The following is a 13,934-nucleotide window of genomic DNA, read 5'->3' as shown; positions in this document are numbered from 1 at the left end:
GCCACCAGACACCTCCACAACGACAACAAGACCAACCTACGACCACCGTGCCACCAAGATCAGTTTTGTTACAAGTAGTAAGGCTGATTGCGACGATGCGCAGCGCGATCCGCAGGTGGCGTTGCTGAACGCGGCGAGCACGACGGACTGCGTGAGGAACTGAGGCGATCAAGGAGTACAGCAGGCCGGAGACCGAGCAGAGCTGGAACAGTGCACCGTGCATGACGCCGTCCCCGGCGGCGTTGCGCGGGGAGGCCTGAACCGCGGTGGGCGCGGTCAGCCAGATGAAACACAGCAGCATCAGTAGCGCGAACACGATGGCGCGATGCCAGCGCATTTCACGGTATGCCGTGCCGTGGCCGTGGCTGCTGTAGACGAAGAAGGCCAGCAGTGCGAGGAACGCGAGATTCATCCCGACGTTTTGCAACAGGCTGGGGAGGCCGACCTTGATCGCGTTGAGTCCGGCCTCGATTGGTGCTCGTCCGACGGTGAAGGCCAACGCCGCTGAGGCGAGGCCGCCGGTCACAGTCCGGAGCAATGGGTCATCAGGCGCTCTGAACAGCTGGAACGCCTTCACGGCGGTCGTTGTCCAGAGCAGCAGCGTGAAGACCAGCATTATCGCCAGCCTTGGTGGTGCGACAAGCTTGCGCTGATCCGCTGAACGGCGGGTTCCTCGCTCACCAACGGCGCTGTGGTGAGCACCGATCCCCATTCTTGAATGATCGTGGCGTGTAGTTCGGCCTCGCGTTCGTAGCGGTCGTCGTAGCAGGAGCGCCGCCTTCGGTGCTCGTCTTCTGCAACGTCCCAATCGAGTCCGGCGGGAGGATTTTGCCGAATCGCTGAAGTCGCGGGATCGAACACCTCGGCGTCGCTAGGGTGATCACCGAGGACGTGGCCGAGTTCATGCAGGATAATGTGATCTTGATGCCAAGCCACGTCTTCTTGCTGGAAGAAGATCGCGTCTCGATCCCGCAGTCGAAACCACAGCCCGAACGGGCCGGGAACCTCGATAGGGTACGGGTACAGCTCGATGGGACGACCTCGTGCCTCACCGAGTCGGTGGCAAAGTTCCCGGACGTCCAAGGGTGCGGATACGTCGAGCTCGCGCAAGAGGCGACGGCACTGCCATCTCAGCTGCCATTCCCGTCGGACTACTCCAAAAGGGGTAACCATAGGACCTCCTCTTGGCAGTGTAGAAGGGCCGGGCCAAAGCGCAAGAACATCGCGAGTGCAACCGGTACGGTTCCACCCGTGCAGCAGATCCTCACCGCACCCCGGCTGTTGACCGGGCGTCCTGATCGACATTTTTCGCCAGGAGCGCTGCTGATCGATGGCGGAACCATCGCCGCAGTGGGAACGCCCTCCGAGGTCGAGTACCAAGCTTCACCCAAGGCTGATCGATACGACTACCCGAATTCGACGATCCTTCCCGGCCTGATCAACTGCCACGTGCACCTGGCCTTCGATGCCAGCCCCGACCCAGTCGGAGCACTTCGAGCCGTGCCCGACGGCGAGCTACTCGAAGCCATGCACGAGCGGGCGCACCAGCATCTGCGTGCGGGTGTGACCACGGTCCGAGACCTGGGCGACCGGGGCGGGCTGTTGGTACGCCTCCGTGATGCGATCGCACGCGGTGAGACCGTCGGCCCCCGCATCTTGGTCTCCGGTGCACCGCTGACGCCGCGAGGAGGTCATTGCTGGTTCCTCGGTGGCGAAGTCGACTCCGATGCGGAGATCCGCGCGCGAGTTAGGCATGACGCTCAGGTCGGCTCAGACCTGATCAAGGTCATGGGCAACGGGGGGCAGATGACCCCCGGCGGTCCGGGCATGACCGACGCGCAGTTCACACCGGAACAGCTCCGCCTGATCATCAGCGCGGCCCGGTCAGTCGGTCTTCCGACAGCGATCCACGCTTACACCACCGGCACCATTGCTGCCGCCGTAGCAGCTGGAGTCGCCACCGTCGAACACTGCACCTTCCTCGGCGATGACGGAGCTGCCGCCCTCGACGATGACTTGGCCGACCGGATGGCGGCCGAAGGCATCGCTGCTTCACCGGCATTGCCGAGCGGGTGGCGACGCATGTGGGACATGCTCGGCCCAGAGCGCGCCGAGGCCATTGCCGACCGCCTGCGGTGGCTTCGGCATCACGAGGTGCCGCTGCTCTTCGGAAGCGATGCGGGGGTTCCGATCTCACAACACGGCGACCCCGTCAGCACGCTTGAGCTCTACGAGCACATCGGGGTGGCCCACGCTGACATCATCCAGCTCGCCACCACCACCAGCGCCCGTTTCCTCGGGCTCGGTGAGATCACCGGTGAACTTCGCCCCGGGCTCGATGCAGACGTCGTCGTGGTGGACGGTGACCCGCTTCGCGACGTGCAGTCACTGCGCCACCTGCGGCGTGTGCTGCGTGCAGGGCGCGAGCCTGACGGGAACAGCTGATGGTCAGTCGGCGTCGGTGGGCGGGTATTCGCGGAGGGCTTTTTCGGTGATGTCGAAGAAGCAGATCTGGCCGGGACCCAGCAACGTCGAGTGCTGAAGCTCGGCGGCTGCTTCGGCATGGAGGCGGGCGGGCGCTGCTTCGGTGGAGAGGTTCCACGGGTGGAACTCCGGATCCAGGGTGCCGGGCACGAGGAGTCCGCGGCGGACCAAGTCGACGGCGATCTCCGCCGCGCGCGTGTAGCCCTTCCGGGCCGGCACCGGTAGCGAGGATCAGGAGCTGACCGATGACGGTGATGTCGATGTAGTCGAGATCGCCTTCCGCGACGACGTCGGCGATCAGCTTGACACTGATCGAAGGCTCCGGCTCGTTCCTATCCTTCGTAGTTGTGCGTTCTGAACCAGCAGACGTCTCCCGGAAGGAACCGGCCCGTTTCCCTGAGCGCGTGATGAGCACCTTCTCGGATCCTGCGCTCGGCGGTGTCGCTGTCGACCGTCCAAGGGGTGAACTCGTAGTCGACCATATCACCGGGAATGATCACGCCGTCCTTCGTCAGCTGAACGGTTACCTCGATGGTGCGCTCAGCGAGGTCCTCCTCGGGTTCTTCGTCTTCCTGCACGAAGTAGTAGATATCGGCCAACTGGATCTCGTCGTCTTCCCCCGATTCTAGGATCCAGTGCAATAGTTGTTTCGAGTACATGTGGGTCTACTTCCTCGGTGGTTCGATGTGAATTTTCAGTGGGTTGTTCGAGGCGTCCCGGATGTCCAGCGTATTTCCCGTGGGGCCCTGGCTGGGTTTCAGGCGATATCCGATGGTACTTCCGTCGGGCATCTGTACTATTTTGTCGTATCCGGGTCGTTGAATCGGTCGTCCGCCGCGTGACAGGTCCGACCACACCTTGTCGAGGTCGTCAACGCTGTCGACGAGGCGGATGGGCATTTTCTTGTTGCGGTCCGGTTTACGTCCGATATCGGCGCCTTTGTTGGCGACGTGGTCGGTGATTCCTTTGCCGTTGTGGGTGGCTTTGGCGAGGATGCGGTCGGCGCGGCCGGTGGTGGTGACGCCTTTGAGGAGGGTGCCACCTTTTTTGATGGCGCCTGCGCCGCCGGCGAGGGTGAGTACGGCGTCGGGCAGGACGTGTCCGGCCCAGCGGGCTGGGTTGGTGTGGAACTGGTCCCAGCTGACGAGTTGTTTCGCGAAGGCGGTGGGGTTCGTGGCTGCGGCGGCGAGGGTGGCGGGGATTTGGTCGAGGTTGCCGAGGATGTCGCCGATGTCGGTGAACCAGTCGCCGATGCCGGCACCGACGTCGCCCAGCAGCTCGCCGGCTTGCCCCCACGCACCGGGTTTCCGGGGTGCGTCGGCGGCGAGGTCGAGGACGGTGGTGCGGGTGCGCTCGCCGGCCTCGGCAAGCTGGTCGCGGGCCCGGTCGAGGAGGTCTTGCGCGGCGGCACGTTTCTCCGCCCCCGGGTCGGTGAAGGGGATCGGTGCGACGGGGTTGCCTGTGGTGGCGGCGCGGTGCTGTTCGCGGGTGACGGCGTTGTCGTGGTCGGTGCGGGCCTGGGCGGTGGCGGCCTCGGCTTCGGTCCACAGGGCGAGGGCTTCGGCGGCTTGGGCTTGGGCCCATTCGAGGACTTCGACGTAGCCGGTGAGGACGTCGGCGTGGTCGCGGAAGGCGTCGGCGGCGTTGAGCCAGTCGAGGGGATGCCTGTCGAAGGCGTCGTGGAAGGCGTCGGCGGCGTCGCCTTTCCAATCGGTGGTGTCGAGGAGTTTCAGCGCGTCGCCCGCGCGGCCGAGTCCGGCGGCGTAGCGGTTGCACAGCGCGATCTCGCCGCGGACGGTCTCCGGGTTGCCGGGGATGAGGGCGTGGGGGTCGGTGGTCTCGCCGAGTTCGGGCACGGGTCATCGTCCTTGCTGGAACAGGTCGATGTTGATGTGCTCGGTTTCGGCATAGGTCTGGGCCGACTCGTGGAGCGATTCGCTGAGGCCGGTGGCGTCGCGCATGAGCCGGTGCAGGCCGTGGCTCCACGCGTCGGCGAATGCGCGGACGGCGAGGGCCAGGGGTTCGTGGCCGTAGTCGCGGCCGGTGTCGGCGGCGAGGTCGGTGACGTCGGCGGTGCCGAGGGTGCTCATGTCGTCGATGACCTGGTCGATGCCGGTCGAGGCGTCGATCAGCGCGGACAGGACGACTTCGACGTTCTCGCTCATGCTCTGCTCACTCCGAGTGCCGCGGCGGCCTGGTCGAGCAGGTGTGCCGGGAGCGGGAAGGTGTGCGGGGTGCCGGGATCGAGTAGGAGTCCGACCCCGGAAGGGGTGTGTTCGAGGTAGTCCGCGCCGGGCATCCCGATCGCCTCGCACTCGCCGTGCGCATGGGCCAGTCGTTCGCGGGTGCTGAACACCGATACCCACCTGCCGCGGTCGCCGAGGTCGGCCACGTGCAGCGTGGGCGCTTCCGGGCTGGTCCGAGCGTAGAGGTAGGAACGGCCCCACGCCTCGAACACCGCTCGCGCACCGACCTCGCCACGACGCGCCAACCCGGCGATCAGTACCAGTTCCGGCTCTGCCGACATCATGATCCCTTCCACTGCCGTCGGCCAGGTTACCGAGACCGACAGCGCCCCGGGCCCGTTCGTGCAAGAAGTCCGGAAAGAGGACGTGCCCCGCGCCGGTGATGCGGCGCGGGACACATCAGCGGCCCCGGGCGAACGCCTGCGCGGTGCCGAAGTACTAAGCGTTGGTTTCGGTGGTGAGGCCAAGTCCGGTTCGTAGTGCGTTGACGGCGAGGCGTCGGTGGGAGAGCTCGTTCTTCTCCTCGGGAGTCATCTCTGCGTAGGTGCGATCGTGGCCGTCGGGGACGAAGATCGAGTCGTAGCCGAACCCGTTGGTGCCTCGTGGTGTGCGAGTCAAGGCTCCGTGCAGGTTGCCGGTGAAGACCTGAACGCCGTGGGCGTCGGCGTAGCCGATCGCTGTGGTGACGGTGGCCGTGCGGTCAGTTTCCTCCGCGGCCATCGTGAGCAGGCCTTCGACGCCGCGGGCTTTGAGGAACCACACGATCAGAGCGCCCGGTAGCCCGTTCCAGGCAAGCAGCGTGAGGGCGGTGTCGTCGACCAGGACGGGGGCGCCGTGGGCGAGGTAGGCGTCATGGGCCTTGTGGCGGACGACTTCCTCGACATCGAGCGACTGAATTTCCAACAGATCTTCCTGGACTGGTGTGACCGGCATCCCGAGCAGCTCGGCGTACTCGGCGGCTTTGCCCGCGTTGCCGGTGATCAGCGACAGGTGGTCAATCATAGGGGTTCTCCTGGTGTCGTCTCGTGAATGTTCAGATAATGGAGATCGAAATGCGTGATTCGAATGAATTGGTGCTTCCGTGAGGATGGAAGGACGCTACCACGGGCGGTGATGGCGTCTCCTTTTCGTACTGGTGTCGCGAATTTCCACCAGAACACCGATATCTCGACCTCGCCGGAGTTGGTGGTAACGGTGAACGTGGGAGGGAAGGTGGCAGTGTAGGGGGCGTGAGTGACGATCCCGGTGATTGTCTCCTCGTCAAGTTCCGAGGTGGGGGTGGTGGCCACGTCGAACGAGAGGAGATGGGTCGGGTCTCGGAAGCGGATGGTGGTGACGATGTCGCGGGAGAGCTGCAATCCGGCCCATCGGCGCGCGATGATGGCCGCGAGGGAGTTGTGGGGGTTGCGGAAAACGGTGCTGTAGCGGCGTTGCTGGCGATGTTGCCGCTCCGGTGTGATGGTGGTGAATCCGAGTTTGCGGCGAATGTGAGGGAGGTGATCGGCGAGTGCGGGAACGGTCGTAGCGAGGTCGCCGTGGATGAGGTAGTCGACGTCTTTGCGAACCTTCCCTTCAGCGTTCAGATGCATTCCGAGCAGTGCGGACCCGAAAATGCCCACTGCCTCGTGTCCGAAGAGGCCCGCGAGCTCGTCGTGCAGTCGGGCCCAGACGGTGCCGTCGAGCGTGGCGTGGAGCTCGGGCGCGACGCGAAGAGGATCGTGGTGTTCGAAGATCTCGTCGCGGTCGATGAGTTCGTAGGTGTCGAGCACGTCATCGGGAAGCCGGGTGTCCTCCAAGAAGTTCTTCAGGTACCGGCGTCCTCGATAGAGCCGGTCGCCGTCCGAGGCCGGCGAGTACACGTTGTAGCCGAGGAAGTGAGTGGAGCTGTCGAGGTTGCCGAGTACGCGAACGATGCGGCCGTCGTGGAGCACGACGTGATCGCCGTCTAACAGCAGCAGGGGTTGTGCGGGCTGCATGTGAGGAGTCCTTCGGACGTGGTGACGGGAATACCGTGGGAACGGGCATCGGCGTGCAGCAGGTCCTGCAGCATCATCAGCACGGGCACGTGCTCAGCCCAGGCTTTTCGCTCAGACACGGCAGCCCGGGTGCGTTCCTTCGCTGCGATGCGCTGGCGTAGCTCGTCGGCGGAACCGACGGCCAGCACCGTCGCGTGCAAGGCCAGCTCGGGGTAAGCGGTACGCAGTTCCCCGATGAGGTCGCCGTGAAAATGCGCGCCTTCGAGGACGGCGTCGAAACCGTCCCGGGCTAGCTTCGCGACAACGGCATGTATGGCCGGGGCGACAGCGGCAACGTGCTCGCGGAATCCGGTGGCGATGTTGTCCCGAGTTGGTGGGCCGTGCCGTTGCCACGCGGTATGCGTCACCATCCGCAGTGCCGGTGCTTGCTGGGGCGGAGTCAGTAGCCGCTGGACCTCGCGGAGGTAGTCGGTGCCGATGACCGTGCGCAGCCCGTGGTGGGTGGCCACCGAAATGGCGGCCGTGGACTTGCCCGCGCAGGGGATTCCGTAGAGGATCCGCAGCGCGGCCCGGCGTTCAGCGTGGGCCATAGCGATGCTTCCTGCCCGTGTCCACGACGAGCTCCAGCTCGGCGGCGGTCAATCCCGAAAGAGCGAGGTTCGCGCGCAAGGTCGTGCCGAACAATGCGGGATCGTCGGTGTTGATCGTGACCGGCAGGCCCAGGTCGAGTGCCCGTTTGGCGGGGCTGGAAGAAGCCCAGTCGATGACGTTGAGCACCGTGTTGCTGACAGGGCACATGTCCAAGCAGACGTCGTGCTCGCGCAGCACTGCGATCACTTCGAGGTCGTCGAGCAGCAGCACGCCGTGGCCAATGCGGTCAGGCACCAGGCGCTTGAGCACGTAGCGCGACACGTCGTTGTCGAAGAGCTCGCCCAAGTGGACATTGATCTTCCACCCGTCGGCGCGCAGCTGACGCAGGACGGGCAGCAAGCGGTCGAACTTCGCCAAATCCGCAGGGAGCAAGTTGACGTCGACTCCGGCAAAGAGTTCAGCGGCAGGATCGCTCCCCTCCGCCAGCCCGGTGACGACCCGCTCGACCTCGTCGAGAGGTTTGGTGAAGTCGAGCCCTGCCACGAAGGACACCGACAGCTCGGCCTCCGACCGCGCCACGGCTTTCCGAAGGATCGCGATGGCGTCCACTGCACCGCGCAGGTCCCGCCACCGGCGCAGCGACGTACCGATGCGCACGTCGACGTGCTCGACCTGGTCGGCGACCATCTCCTCCACGAACGCGTCGGCGACCCGGTGGAACGTCTCGACGGTAAACAGGTCCGGTTCGCTTGCCGCGGTGTGCTTCACCGTCCGCCACAACATCAACAACCGCTCGGCCGGGCCGACCAGACCGAAGGCGGACGACGACGCGACCGCCCGCACCTCGCCCAGCGTGCCCGGCTTGTGCACAGCCAAAGCTCGCAACGCCGATTCGAAATGGCAATGCAATAACGAATACACCGGATCTCCTTCAAGGTGAGGTACGGGAGAGTGGTGACTGGCAAAATGATCAATCGAAAACGGTAATGCGGAGAACTTCGTCGGGGTGATCCGAAGTAAGCTTCCGGGCTGCATCCGCGTTGCCGGTCATTACAGCGATCACCGCATCGCGCACGACAGGCGCGAAGGCTTTCACCCCTGCTTGGGCGTCGTGTTTCGTTGCGGTGGGAATGAGATGTGTGTTGCGCAGGACGATGTCGTAACGGGATCGATCGGTGAACAGGTCGAACCGATGTCGACGTGAGAACGCATCCCGGTTGAACTCGTCTTTGGCTTTGACCAGATCGCGGCACTCCGCAAGATCCAGCTGGCGCTGGTGCTGCTGAGATACCAGGCATTTCCGGGCGCGCGACGGCAGATCCGACTCGATCCACACCCGCACCAGCGGGTCGGCGCCGATCCAGGCCAGCGCCCACGTATCCATGATCGTCCGACTTCGAAGCCCATGTTCGTGCAGAATCCGCCGCTCCAGGGCGTCATCGATTCCCCCGTCTTTTCGGTATTGATTGATCTCCTTCAACTTTGAGAACCACACCTGATCCCCGGGCTCCTCGATGCCCAGAATCTGCAGGAGAATATCGGTGGCTGAAACGTAACCGTAATCAAGGTCTTGCGCTAGCAGCTTTGCGTGCGTCGTCTTCCCTGCCGCAGTCAAACCTGCGAATGCGATATTGCATGAGAGTGACACGAAAAGATCCTCCCTTGTTAATGAATATCGTCTTCGGGTATGTAGGAACGCGGAACGACGAGGTGCTGCCAGCCGTGGTGTTGTCCTCGGGTGATGCGGACGAGCCGGTTGGCTTCGGCGGGGTGGAGCAGGTGCAGGGCGTCGTTGTGGGAGGCCCACCGGTATTCGGCGACTTCGGTGGGGTCGGGGTCGGGCACGGTGGTGCCGTGGAGGTGGGCTTCGAACAGGAAGTGGGCTTTGTTCTCGCCGGCCGACGACTCGGCTTCGGCCCATCCGGCCCACAGCAGTGTTCCGGGGGTGACGGTGAGGCGGAGTTCCTCGTAGACCTCGCGGGCCGCGGCGTGGGGTGGGGAGTCGGGGCCGTGGGGTGCGCAGCGTCCGCCGGGGAAGGAGAACTTCTCGTCGTCGGGTCCGCGGACGAGGAGGAGTTGGCCGTGGGTGTTGCGGATGAGGGCGGCGGCGCGGACCGGGAGGGTGGGGCGCGGTGTGCTGGTGGGGATCCAGTGGTGGAGTTCGTGGATGGCTGTGGCGAGGTCGGGGGCGGTGCGGTAGCGGTCGCCGGTGGCGACGCGGGGTGTGTCGGCGTGGTGGGGGTGGAGCAGGAGGGCGCGGCATCCTGCGAGCAGGGGTGCGTGGACGTCGTCGTGCAGCTTGTCGCCGACGTGAACGATCTCGGAGAGCTGCACGCCGTGTCCGCGGGCGATGTGTTCGAACAGGTCCGGGCCGGTGCCTTTGGCCATGCCGACCTGGTACGAGAAGTAGCTGTCGTCAAGCAGGGGACCGAGTTCGGCGTGGATGAGGTCGGCGTGGGCGGCGTCGGCGGCGGCGAGGTTCGAACACACCACGACCTGCACGCCGGGGAAGGCGTCGCGGAGCCCGGCCAGGAGCGCTCGTGCGGTGGGCTGGATCAGCAGGGGCCGAGGTGCGCGAAGGATGTCGCGGACGGTTCGGCTGGGCAGGGCGAGTTCGGTGGCGAGCCGTGGGATCAGCTCTGGGGTGGTGTGGGCGCGGGTGTGCAGGTGGGTGCGCACGATGTCGGCGACGGTGGCCGGGTCGTGGGGTGAAGCGGTGGCGAGGGCGGTGCCGAGGCTGGGACCTGCCACGGTGCCGAGCACGCCGCCGACGTCGAGGGTGACGAGCCGGATTCCGCGGTGCCGGGCGGTCATGGGATCAGTTCCAGGTACGGGCTTGCGGGACTGGTGGGGGCGGGCAGGGCGAGGTGGCGGTGAACGACGGGGATGTCGTGCCCGGACAGCAGGCGGGGGGCTACGGCGCGGTGGACCCAGTTGATGTCGATTCCGTGCTGTGGCCGGAGGTCGGCGGGCAGGGTGTCGACGGCGAACAGGTAGGTCAGTCGTGGGCCTGCCTCGGTGCGGTTCCAGGTGTGCGCGCAGAAGCGGGGTGTGCAGCGGGGCGCGAAGCCGAGGACGTCGTTGATCGTGGACAGGACGGTCTCGGTGGGGGTGTGGAGGGTCGTGATGACGTCGCGACCGGGTAGGCGCCAGGTGGGGGCGCCGTGTTCTCGGATCAGCAGCCAGTCGGCGCGTTCGGGGCGGGAGAGCAGTACGCAGGCCCGGATCCGTATTGCGGAGGGCATCTCGGGGTGAGCATGTTCTTCGTCGGGGGGTGTGGTCGGGCCGGTGGCCGGTTGGTGGGGAGAGACAGGCTTCGTCAGCAGGTGGGCGGGGTCGTCGGGTGTGCCGGGACGAACGCGTCCGGTCTCATACATCCAGACCGTGAGCTGGACTCGGGTCGTGGTTCCGGTGATGTTGCGCAGCTGCTCGAGCCAGTAGTTGACGGCGCCGAGGGTGCGGTGCACTCGTGTGGCGATGGTGTCGTTGGTCAGTCCGCACGCCGCGAGCCGGGCGAGGTCGACCAGGTCGTGGGGGAGGTCGGCGTGGAGGTTGAGCCCGACGCGCCGATCGGTGATCGTGCCGCCCTGGACAGGTGCGTACTGCGGAGACATGGTGGAGAGTGCGGCGCGGCCGGGTACGAGATGCTCGGTTTCGTACATCCAGATCACCAGTTCACAGCGGCCGCGGGCCCCGGTCTTGCGCAGCATGCGGGCCAGGTGCGTGTGAATGGTCTGTGTGCTGCGGGCGAGTGCGCTGGCGATGGCCGGGTCCGTCAGTCCGCAGGCGACGAGCTGGGCGACCTCGACCTCCACGGGCGAGAGTTCCGCCGCCAGCTTTAAACGCGCGAGGTGGTCCGGGTAGCGGTCGGTCACGGGTGTTCTCCGGGAAGGCGGGGTGTCCTGGGGTTTTCGGTAGCTGCCGTCGGTCGTGGCCGGTGAGAAGGAGTGAGCTGGTGCTCGCGGGTGGGGTGCTCGAGGCTGCGGGCGGTGCGCGCGAGCAGTGCGCGGGTGGCGATGAGGTGATCGCGCGCCACGGACAGGTGGTGGCTCGCCGTCCGGTCCACGGTTGCGGGTTGGGCAACTGGGCGGGGTGTTGCGGACAGGTGCGGCTGGCCGGGGAGGGCTCGGCCGGTTTCGTAGAGCCACACGATGAGGTGGATGCGAGACCGGGCGCTGACCTTGGAGTACACGCGTCGTAGGTGTGCTTTCACGATGTCGGTGGTGGTGCTCAGGCTGGTCGCGATGGCGTCGTTGGTGGGGGTGGTGGTCAGCCGGTGAGCGAGCTCGAGCTCTCGTGTCGACAGGGCGGCGTCGTAGTTGAGGCCGGTCCAGCGTTCGGGCACGGGAAGGGAGGACGTGGGGGCCCGGGAAGTGTCCGCGGTGGGGGAGTGGAAGTGGGCCAGTGCGGCGTCGATGTCGGCGCGGACGGTGTTGACCAGGTGCAGCAGCCGGGCCTGCTCCGGTGAGTGCCTGGCGAGCTCGGCGGCCGCGGCCTGGCGTGGCTGGGTGGGGAGTCCGGGCTGCAGGTGTCGTGTCTCGTAGAGCCAGACCACGAGCTGGTACCTGGTTGTGGCGCCCGCCTTGCGCATGGCGGCGCTCAGGTGGGTTTTGATCGTGTTCGCACTGCGGCCGAGCGTGTGGCCGATGCGTTCGTTGGTCAGTCCGCAGGCGACGAGCCGTGCCACGAGCAGTGGGGACGGAGTCAGCTCCGCGTCGAGGTTCAACGAGGCGTACCGGGACGTGGTCATCGGTGCCCTCCGACGAGTTCGGGGTTGGCCCTCACCCAGGCGCGTGCTCTGCGGGCGACCTCGTTGTCGTCGAGCCAGCCTTGGGCGACCGCGACGGTGGCGATGAGGGCATGGTCGTCGCGCGTGCCGCGCTGGTTCCCGCGGTGCACGGTGAATGCGTTGTCGGGACGGCCCCAGCGCACGGTGATGTGCGCTTGCGGGTGGTAGTGCCAGGCGCAGGGGAGTCCGTAGCGTGTGGTGGTCATGGTGAAAGCCGTTCTGCTCGTGGTGATGCGAGGAGTTCCTGGTAGTGCACCGACGGGTGTCGGCGGGGGTCGGCGAGGTCGGCCACGGCCACCAGGTCGTCGGGTGCCAGGAGGCTGACCGCGCCGCGGTGATGCACCCAGTCCCCGGCGATGTCCGGGGCGGCGGGGACGGCGAAGACGTAGGTCGGGGTGGCCGGGCCGCCGGGGAACGACGGCGGCACCCACAGGTGCACCCGCAGCACGAGGTCGCCTGCTTCGTCGAGTCCGGTTTCCTCCCGCAGGACGCGGCAGGCCGCCTCGGTCGGGGTTTCCCCGTCCCGAATGGCCCCGCCCGGTAACCGCCACTGCGCGCCCCGGGCAGGCAAAAGTAGCCACTCGTCCCCGCCTGCGCGGGTCAGCAGCGTGCACACCCGCGCGTGGATCAACGGCGGCGGATCAGGAGACATCAACATCACACTCGACAATGAGGAAAGAGAAGGAAAAACCCGTTTGCGGGGCACCCGGCCGCACGATCGAAAAACCGTCGGGGGATCGTGCGGCCGGGCTTTCCGGATGGCGCTCGGGGAAGCACGCCACCCAGCCCGCCCCCGGAACCCATCGAGGGGCTCATCAAGGTCCCGGGGGACACCCGCCGCCGGATGTTCGTCGGGGTACCGGCGGCGGGAGGAACTAGCGCTGCTGACCGGGAAACACCCGCTCACGACCACCAGGCGCGGTGTCGAGGCGTGCGGGTGCGGGACAGGTGGGGGCGATTCGATCGAGCAGCTTCGCCAGCCGTCGCAGGGACGCGGCTACGCGGATGCAGTCCTCGTCGGTCGCCTTAGCACCGAGCAGAGCGACGAACAGAGCATGAAGCCGCTGCAACACCTGCTGGCCCTGCTCGAGCACCGTCTCGATATCCGAAGCCGATGACGAAGACGTGGACAGCTCTGTCGCTGAAGACAACAGGAACACCTCGATTCGATCAAGAAAACCACGGGGGATGCGGCCACATCAGGCGGCCGAGGCGATACCCTGATTACCGGGCGTGGAGGTCCCTGGCAGGTACCAGCTGCCGGGGGCCTCCACGCCCGCATTGCTGCGCGGGCACGACGGCTTCGTCGTGGTGTGCGGGCGAATCCGGCGGATCTCGCCGGTCGGCGCGTCGACGCTGTGCCGCCCCGGAACCGGATTCCACGGCCCTGCCCGCACCGCGCGCGGGGGCGTGGGCTCGCTGATCACGGAGACCTCCGCGATGCGTCCGGAAAGCGTGTCCGGCACGAACGCCGCCGCCCACTCGGCGATACCCGAGACGAACGCGCACTCCAGGCACACCACGAACCCGCCCGCCCGCGGCGGATACAGCCCGGAGAACTCGGTCACAACCCCCGCAAGCGCGGCACACACCGCCCCGGCCCGGTGCCATTGCGAACCCCGCACCAACCGCACCCATACCGGGTCCGTCAGCGCAGCTACGCGAACATCGTCAACGCCGTCACCACCAGCGCCACGATGACCAGCACTAGCAAGATCACCACAGCTGACATCCCGTGATCCTTCCTTGCTCGTTGCCGCACACCGGCGTGTGAGAACTGTCGGTCTCGACCGGTGCCACCACCGGTGTCGTACCTGTCCCATCGATTTCTCCCTTCTTCGCGAGTTC

At 66.3% G+C, this 13,934-nt stretch carries 19 protein-coding genes and 1 pseudogene; 1 reads left to right on the top strand and 19 read right to left on the bottom strand.

Annotated features, from left to right (window positions below; all coding sequences use genetic code 11):
• Window positions 1-616, bottom strand: a pseudogene (locus LCD35_RS20445) (hypothetical protein); the annotation flags it as partial.
• Window positions 616-1,173 carry a hypothetical protein gene (locus tag LCD35_RS20440; RefSeq protein ID WP_374108117.1) on the bottom strand — a complete coding sequence of 186 codons (558 nt, stop codon included), beginning with the start codon at window positions 1,171-1,173 and terminating at the stop codon, window positions 616-618. The gene LCD35_RS20440 and the pseudogene LCD35_RS20445, both read right to left, overlap by 1 nt.
• Window positions 1,174-1,251: 78 nt before the next feature.
• Between LCD35_RS20440 and LCD35_RS20435 the strand changes: the two genes are divergently transcribed.
• Window positions 1,252-2,445, top strand: coding sequence for an amidohydrolase family protein (locus LCD35_RS20435; RefSeq protein WP_225044681.1), 1,194 nt, complete (start codon window positions 1,252-1,254; stop codon window positions 2,443-2,445).
• 3 nt (window positions 2,446-2,448) lie between these two features.
• On the opposite strand, the gene LCD35_RS20430 is transcribed toward LCD35_RS20435, so the two are convergent.
• The 17 genes from LCD35_RS20430 to LCD35_RS20350 all read right to left on the bottom strand — a co-directional run bounded on the left by LCD35_RS20430 (window position 2,449) and on the right by LCD35_RS20350 (window position 13,654).
• Window positions 2,449-2,703 (bottom strand): hypothetical protein, encoded by a 255-nt coding sequence (locus tag LCD35_RS20430; protein WP_225044680.1) that lies wholly within the window; start codon window positions 2,701-2,703, stop codon window positions 2,449-2,451.
• Window positions 2,704-2,816: 113 nt separating this feature from the next.
• Window positions 2,817-3,143, bottom strand: a complete 327-nt coding sequence (locus LCD35_RS20425) for a hypothetical protein (RefSeq protein ID WP_225044679.1) — start codon at window positions 3,141-3,143, stop codon at window positions 2,817-2,819.
• 6 nt (window positions 3,144-3,149) lie between these two features.
• Window positions 3,150-4,340, bottom strand: coding sequence for a putative T7SS-secreted protein (locus LCD35_RS20420; protein WP_225044678.1), 1,191 nt, complete (start codon window positions 4,338-4,340; stop codon window positions 3,150-3,152).
• Window positions 4,341-4,343: 3 nt separating this feature from the next.
• Complete coding sequence (locus tag LCD35_RS20415; RefSeq protein ID WP_224962135.1) at window positions 4,344-4,649, bottom strand: type VII secretion target; 306 nt, start codon at window positions 4,647-4,649, stop codon at window positions 4,344-4,346.
• Window positions 4,646-5,014, bottom strand: a complete 369-nt coding sequence (locus tag LCD35_RS20410) for an SseB family protein (RefSeq protein WP_225044677.1) — start codon at window positions 5,012-5,014, stop codon at window positions 4,646-4,648. Before LCD35_RS20410 ends, LCD35_RS20415 begins: the two co-directional genes overlap by 4 nt.
• Before the next feature lie 154 nt (window positions 5,015-5,168).
• On the bottom strand, window positions 5,169-5,732 hold the full coding sequence (locus tag LCD35_RS20405; RefSeq protein ID WP_225044676.1) for a non-canonical purine NTP pyrophosphatase: 564 nt from the start codon (window positions 5,730-5,732) through the stop codon (window positions 5,169-5,171).
• Window positions 5,729-6,706, bottom strand: coding sequence for a hypothetical protein (locus tag LCD35_RS20400; protein WP_225044675.1), 978 nt, complete (start codon window positions 6,704-6,706; stop codon window positions 5,729-5,731). Before LCD35_RS20400 ends, LCD35_RS20405 begins: the two co-directional genes overlap by 4 nt.
• Entirely contained in the window at window positions 6,676-7,296 is a 621-nt protein-coding gene (locus tag LCD35_RS20395) for an AAA family ATPase (protein WP_225044674.1), read from the bottom strand. The genes LCD35_RS20400 and LCD35_RS20395 overlap by 31 nt, the downstream gene beginning before the upstream one ends.
• Complete coding sequence (locus LCD35_RS20390; RefSeq protein WP_225044673.1) at window positions 7,283-8,218, bottom strand: hypothetical protein; 936 nt, start codon at window positions 8,216-8,218, stop codon at window positions 7,283-7,285. The genes LCD35_RS20395 and LCD35_RS20390 overlap by 14 nt, the downstream gene beginning before the upstream one ends.
• A 49-nt stretch (window positions 8,219-8,267) precedes the next feature.
• The gene (locus LCD35_RS20385; RefSeq protein WP_225044672.1) at window positions 8,268-8,945 is read right to left on the bottom strand and encodes a cytidylate kinase family protein; all 678 of its coding nucleotides are present in this window, start codon (window positions 8,943-8,945) and stop codon (window positions 8,268-8,270) included.
• Between the two features lie 17 nt (window positions 8,946-8,962).
• Window positions 8,963-10,111 carry an NUDIX domain-containing protein gene (locus tag LCD35_RS20380; protein ID WP_225044671.1) on the bottom strand — a complete coding sequence of 383 codons (1,149 nt, stop codon included), beginning with the start codon at window positions 10,109-10,111 and terminating at the stop codon, window positions 8,963-8,965.
• The gene (locus tag LCD35_RS20375) at window positions 10,108-11,172 is read right to left on the bottom strand and encodes a LuxR C-terminal-related transcriptional regulator (RefSeq protein WP_225044670.1); all 1,065 of its coding nucleotides are present in this window, start codon (window positions 11,170-11,172) and stop codon (window positions 10,108-10,110) included. Before LCD35_RS20375 ends, LCD35_RS20380 begins: the two co-directional genes overlap by 4 nt.
• Window positions 11,169-12,047 carry a LuxR C-terminal-related transcriptional regulator gene (locus LCD35_RS20370; RefSeq protein ID WP_224960767.1) on the bottom strand — a complete coding sequence of 293 codons (879 nt, stop codon included), beginning with the start codon at window positions 12,045-12,047 and terminating at the stop codon, window positions 11,169-11,171. The genes LCD35_RS20375 and LCD35_RS20370 overlap by 4 nt, the downstream gene beginning before the upstream one ends.
• Entirely contained in the window at window positions 12,044-12,292 is a 249-nt protein-coding gene (locus tag LCD35_RS20365) for a hypothetical protein (protein WP_224960768.1), read from the bottom strand. Before LCD35_RS20365 ends, LCD35_RS20370 begins: the two co-directional genes overlap by 4 nt.
• Complete coding sequence (locus LCD35_RS20360; protein ID WP_224960769.1) at window positions 12,289-12,738, bottom strand: NUDIX domain-containing protein; 450 nt, start codon at window positions 12,736-12,738, stop codon at window positions 12,289-12,291. Before LCD35_RS20360 ends, LCD35_RS20365 begins: the two co-directional genes overlap by 4 nt.
• A gap of 223 nt (window positions 12,739-12,961) precedes the next feature.
• The gene (locus LCD35_RS20355) at window positions 12,962-13,246 is read right to left on the bottom strand and encodes a hypothetical protein (RefSeq protein ID WP_225044669.1); all 285 of its coding nucleotides are present in this window, start codon (window positions 13,244-13,246) and stop codon (window positions 12,962-12,964) included.
• Between the two features lie 39 nt (window positions 13,247-13,285).
• The gene (locus tag LCD35_RS20350; protein ID WP_225044668.1) at window positions 13,286-13,654 is read right to left on the bottom strand and encodes a hypothetical protein; all 369 of its coding nucleotides are present in this window, start codon (window positions 13,652-13,654) and stop codon (window positions 13,286-13,288) included.
• Between the last annotated feature and the right edge of the window lie 280 nt (window positions 13,655-13,934).

This window comes from Saccharopolyspora sp. 6V, assembly GCF_020176785.1.
Lineage (GTDB): Bacteria > Actinomycetota > Actinomycetes > Mycobacteriales > Pseudonocardiaceae > Saccharopolyspora_C > Saccharopolyspora_C gregorii.
Note: the sequence above shows the minus strand (reverse complement) of the source record. Positions and strands in the feature narration are given on the sequence as shown.

Coding starts and splice junctions, on each gene's coding strand:
- LCD35_RS20365 (WP_224960768.1), bottom strand. CDS start 12,292: ATGACCACCACACGCTACGGACTCCCCTGCGCCTGGCACTACCACCCG.
- LCD35_RS20425 (WP_225044679.1), bottom strand. CDS start 3,143: ATGTACTCGAAACAACTATTGCACTGGATCCTAGAATCGGGGGAAGAC.
- LCD35_RS20380 (WP_225044671.1), bottom strand. CDS start 10,111: ATGACCGCCCGGCACCGCGGAATCCGGCTCGTCACCCTCGACGTCGGC.
- LCD35_RS20370 (WP_224960767.1), bottom strand. CDS start 12,047: ATGACCACGTCCCGGTACGCCTCGTTGAACCTCGACGCGGAGCTGACT.
- LCD35_RS20440 (WP_374108117.1), bottom strand. CDS start 1,173: ATGGTTACCCCTTTTGGAGTAGTCCGACGGGAATGGCAGCTGAGATGG.
- LCD35_RS20410 (WP_225044677.1), bottom strand. CDS start 5,014: ATGATGTCGGCAGAGCCGGAACTGGTACTGATCGCCGGGTTGGCGCGT.
- LCD35_RS20400 (WP_225044675.1), bottom strand. CDS start 6,706: ATGCAGCCCGCACAACCCCTGCTGCTGTTAGACGGCGATCACGTCGTG.
- LCD35_RS20415 (WP_224962135.1), bottom strand. CDS start 4,649: ATGAGCGAGAACGTCGAAGTCGTCCTGTCCGCGCTGATCGACGCCTCG.
- LCD35_RS20360 (WP_224960769.1), bottom strand. CDS start 12,738: ATGTCTCCTGATCCGCCGCCGTTGATCCACGCGCGGGTGTGCACGCTG.
- LCD35_RS20405 (WP_225044676.1), bottom strand. CDS start 5,732: ATGATTGACCACCTGTCGCTGATCACCGGCAACGCGGGCAAAGCCGCC.
- LCD35_RS20395 (WP_225044674.1), bottom strand. CDS start 7,296: ATGGCCCACGCTGAACGCCGGGCCGCGCTGCGGATCCTCTACGGAATC.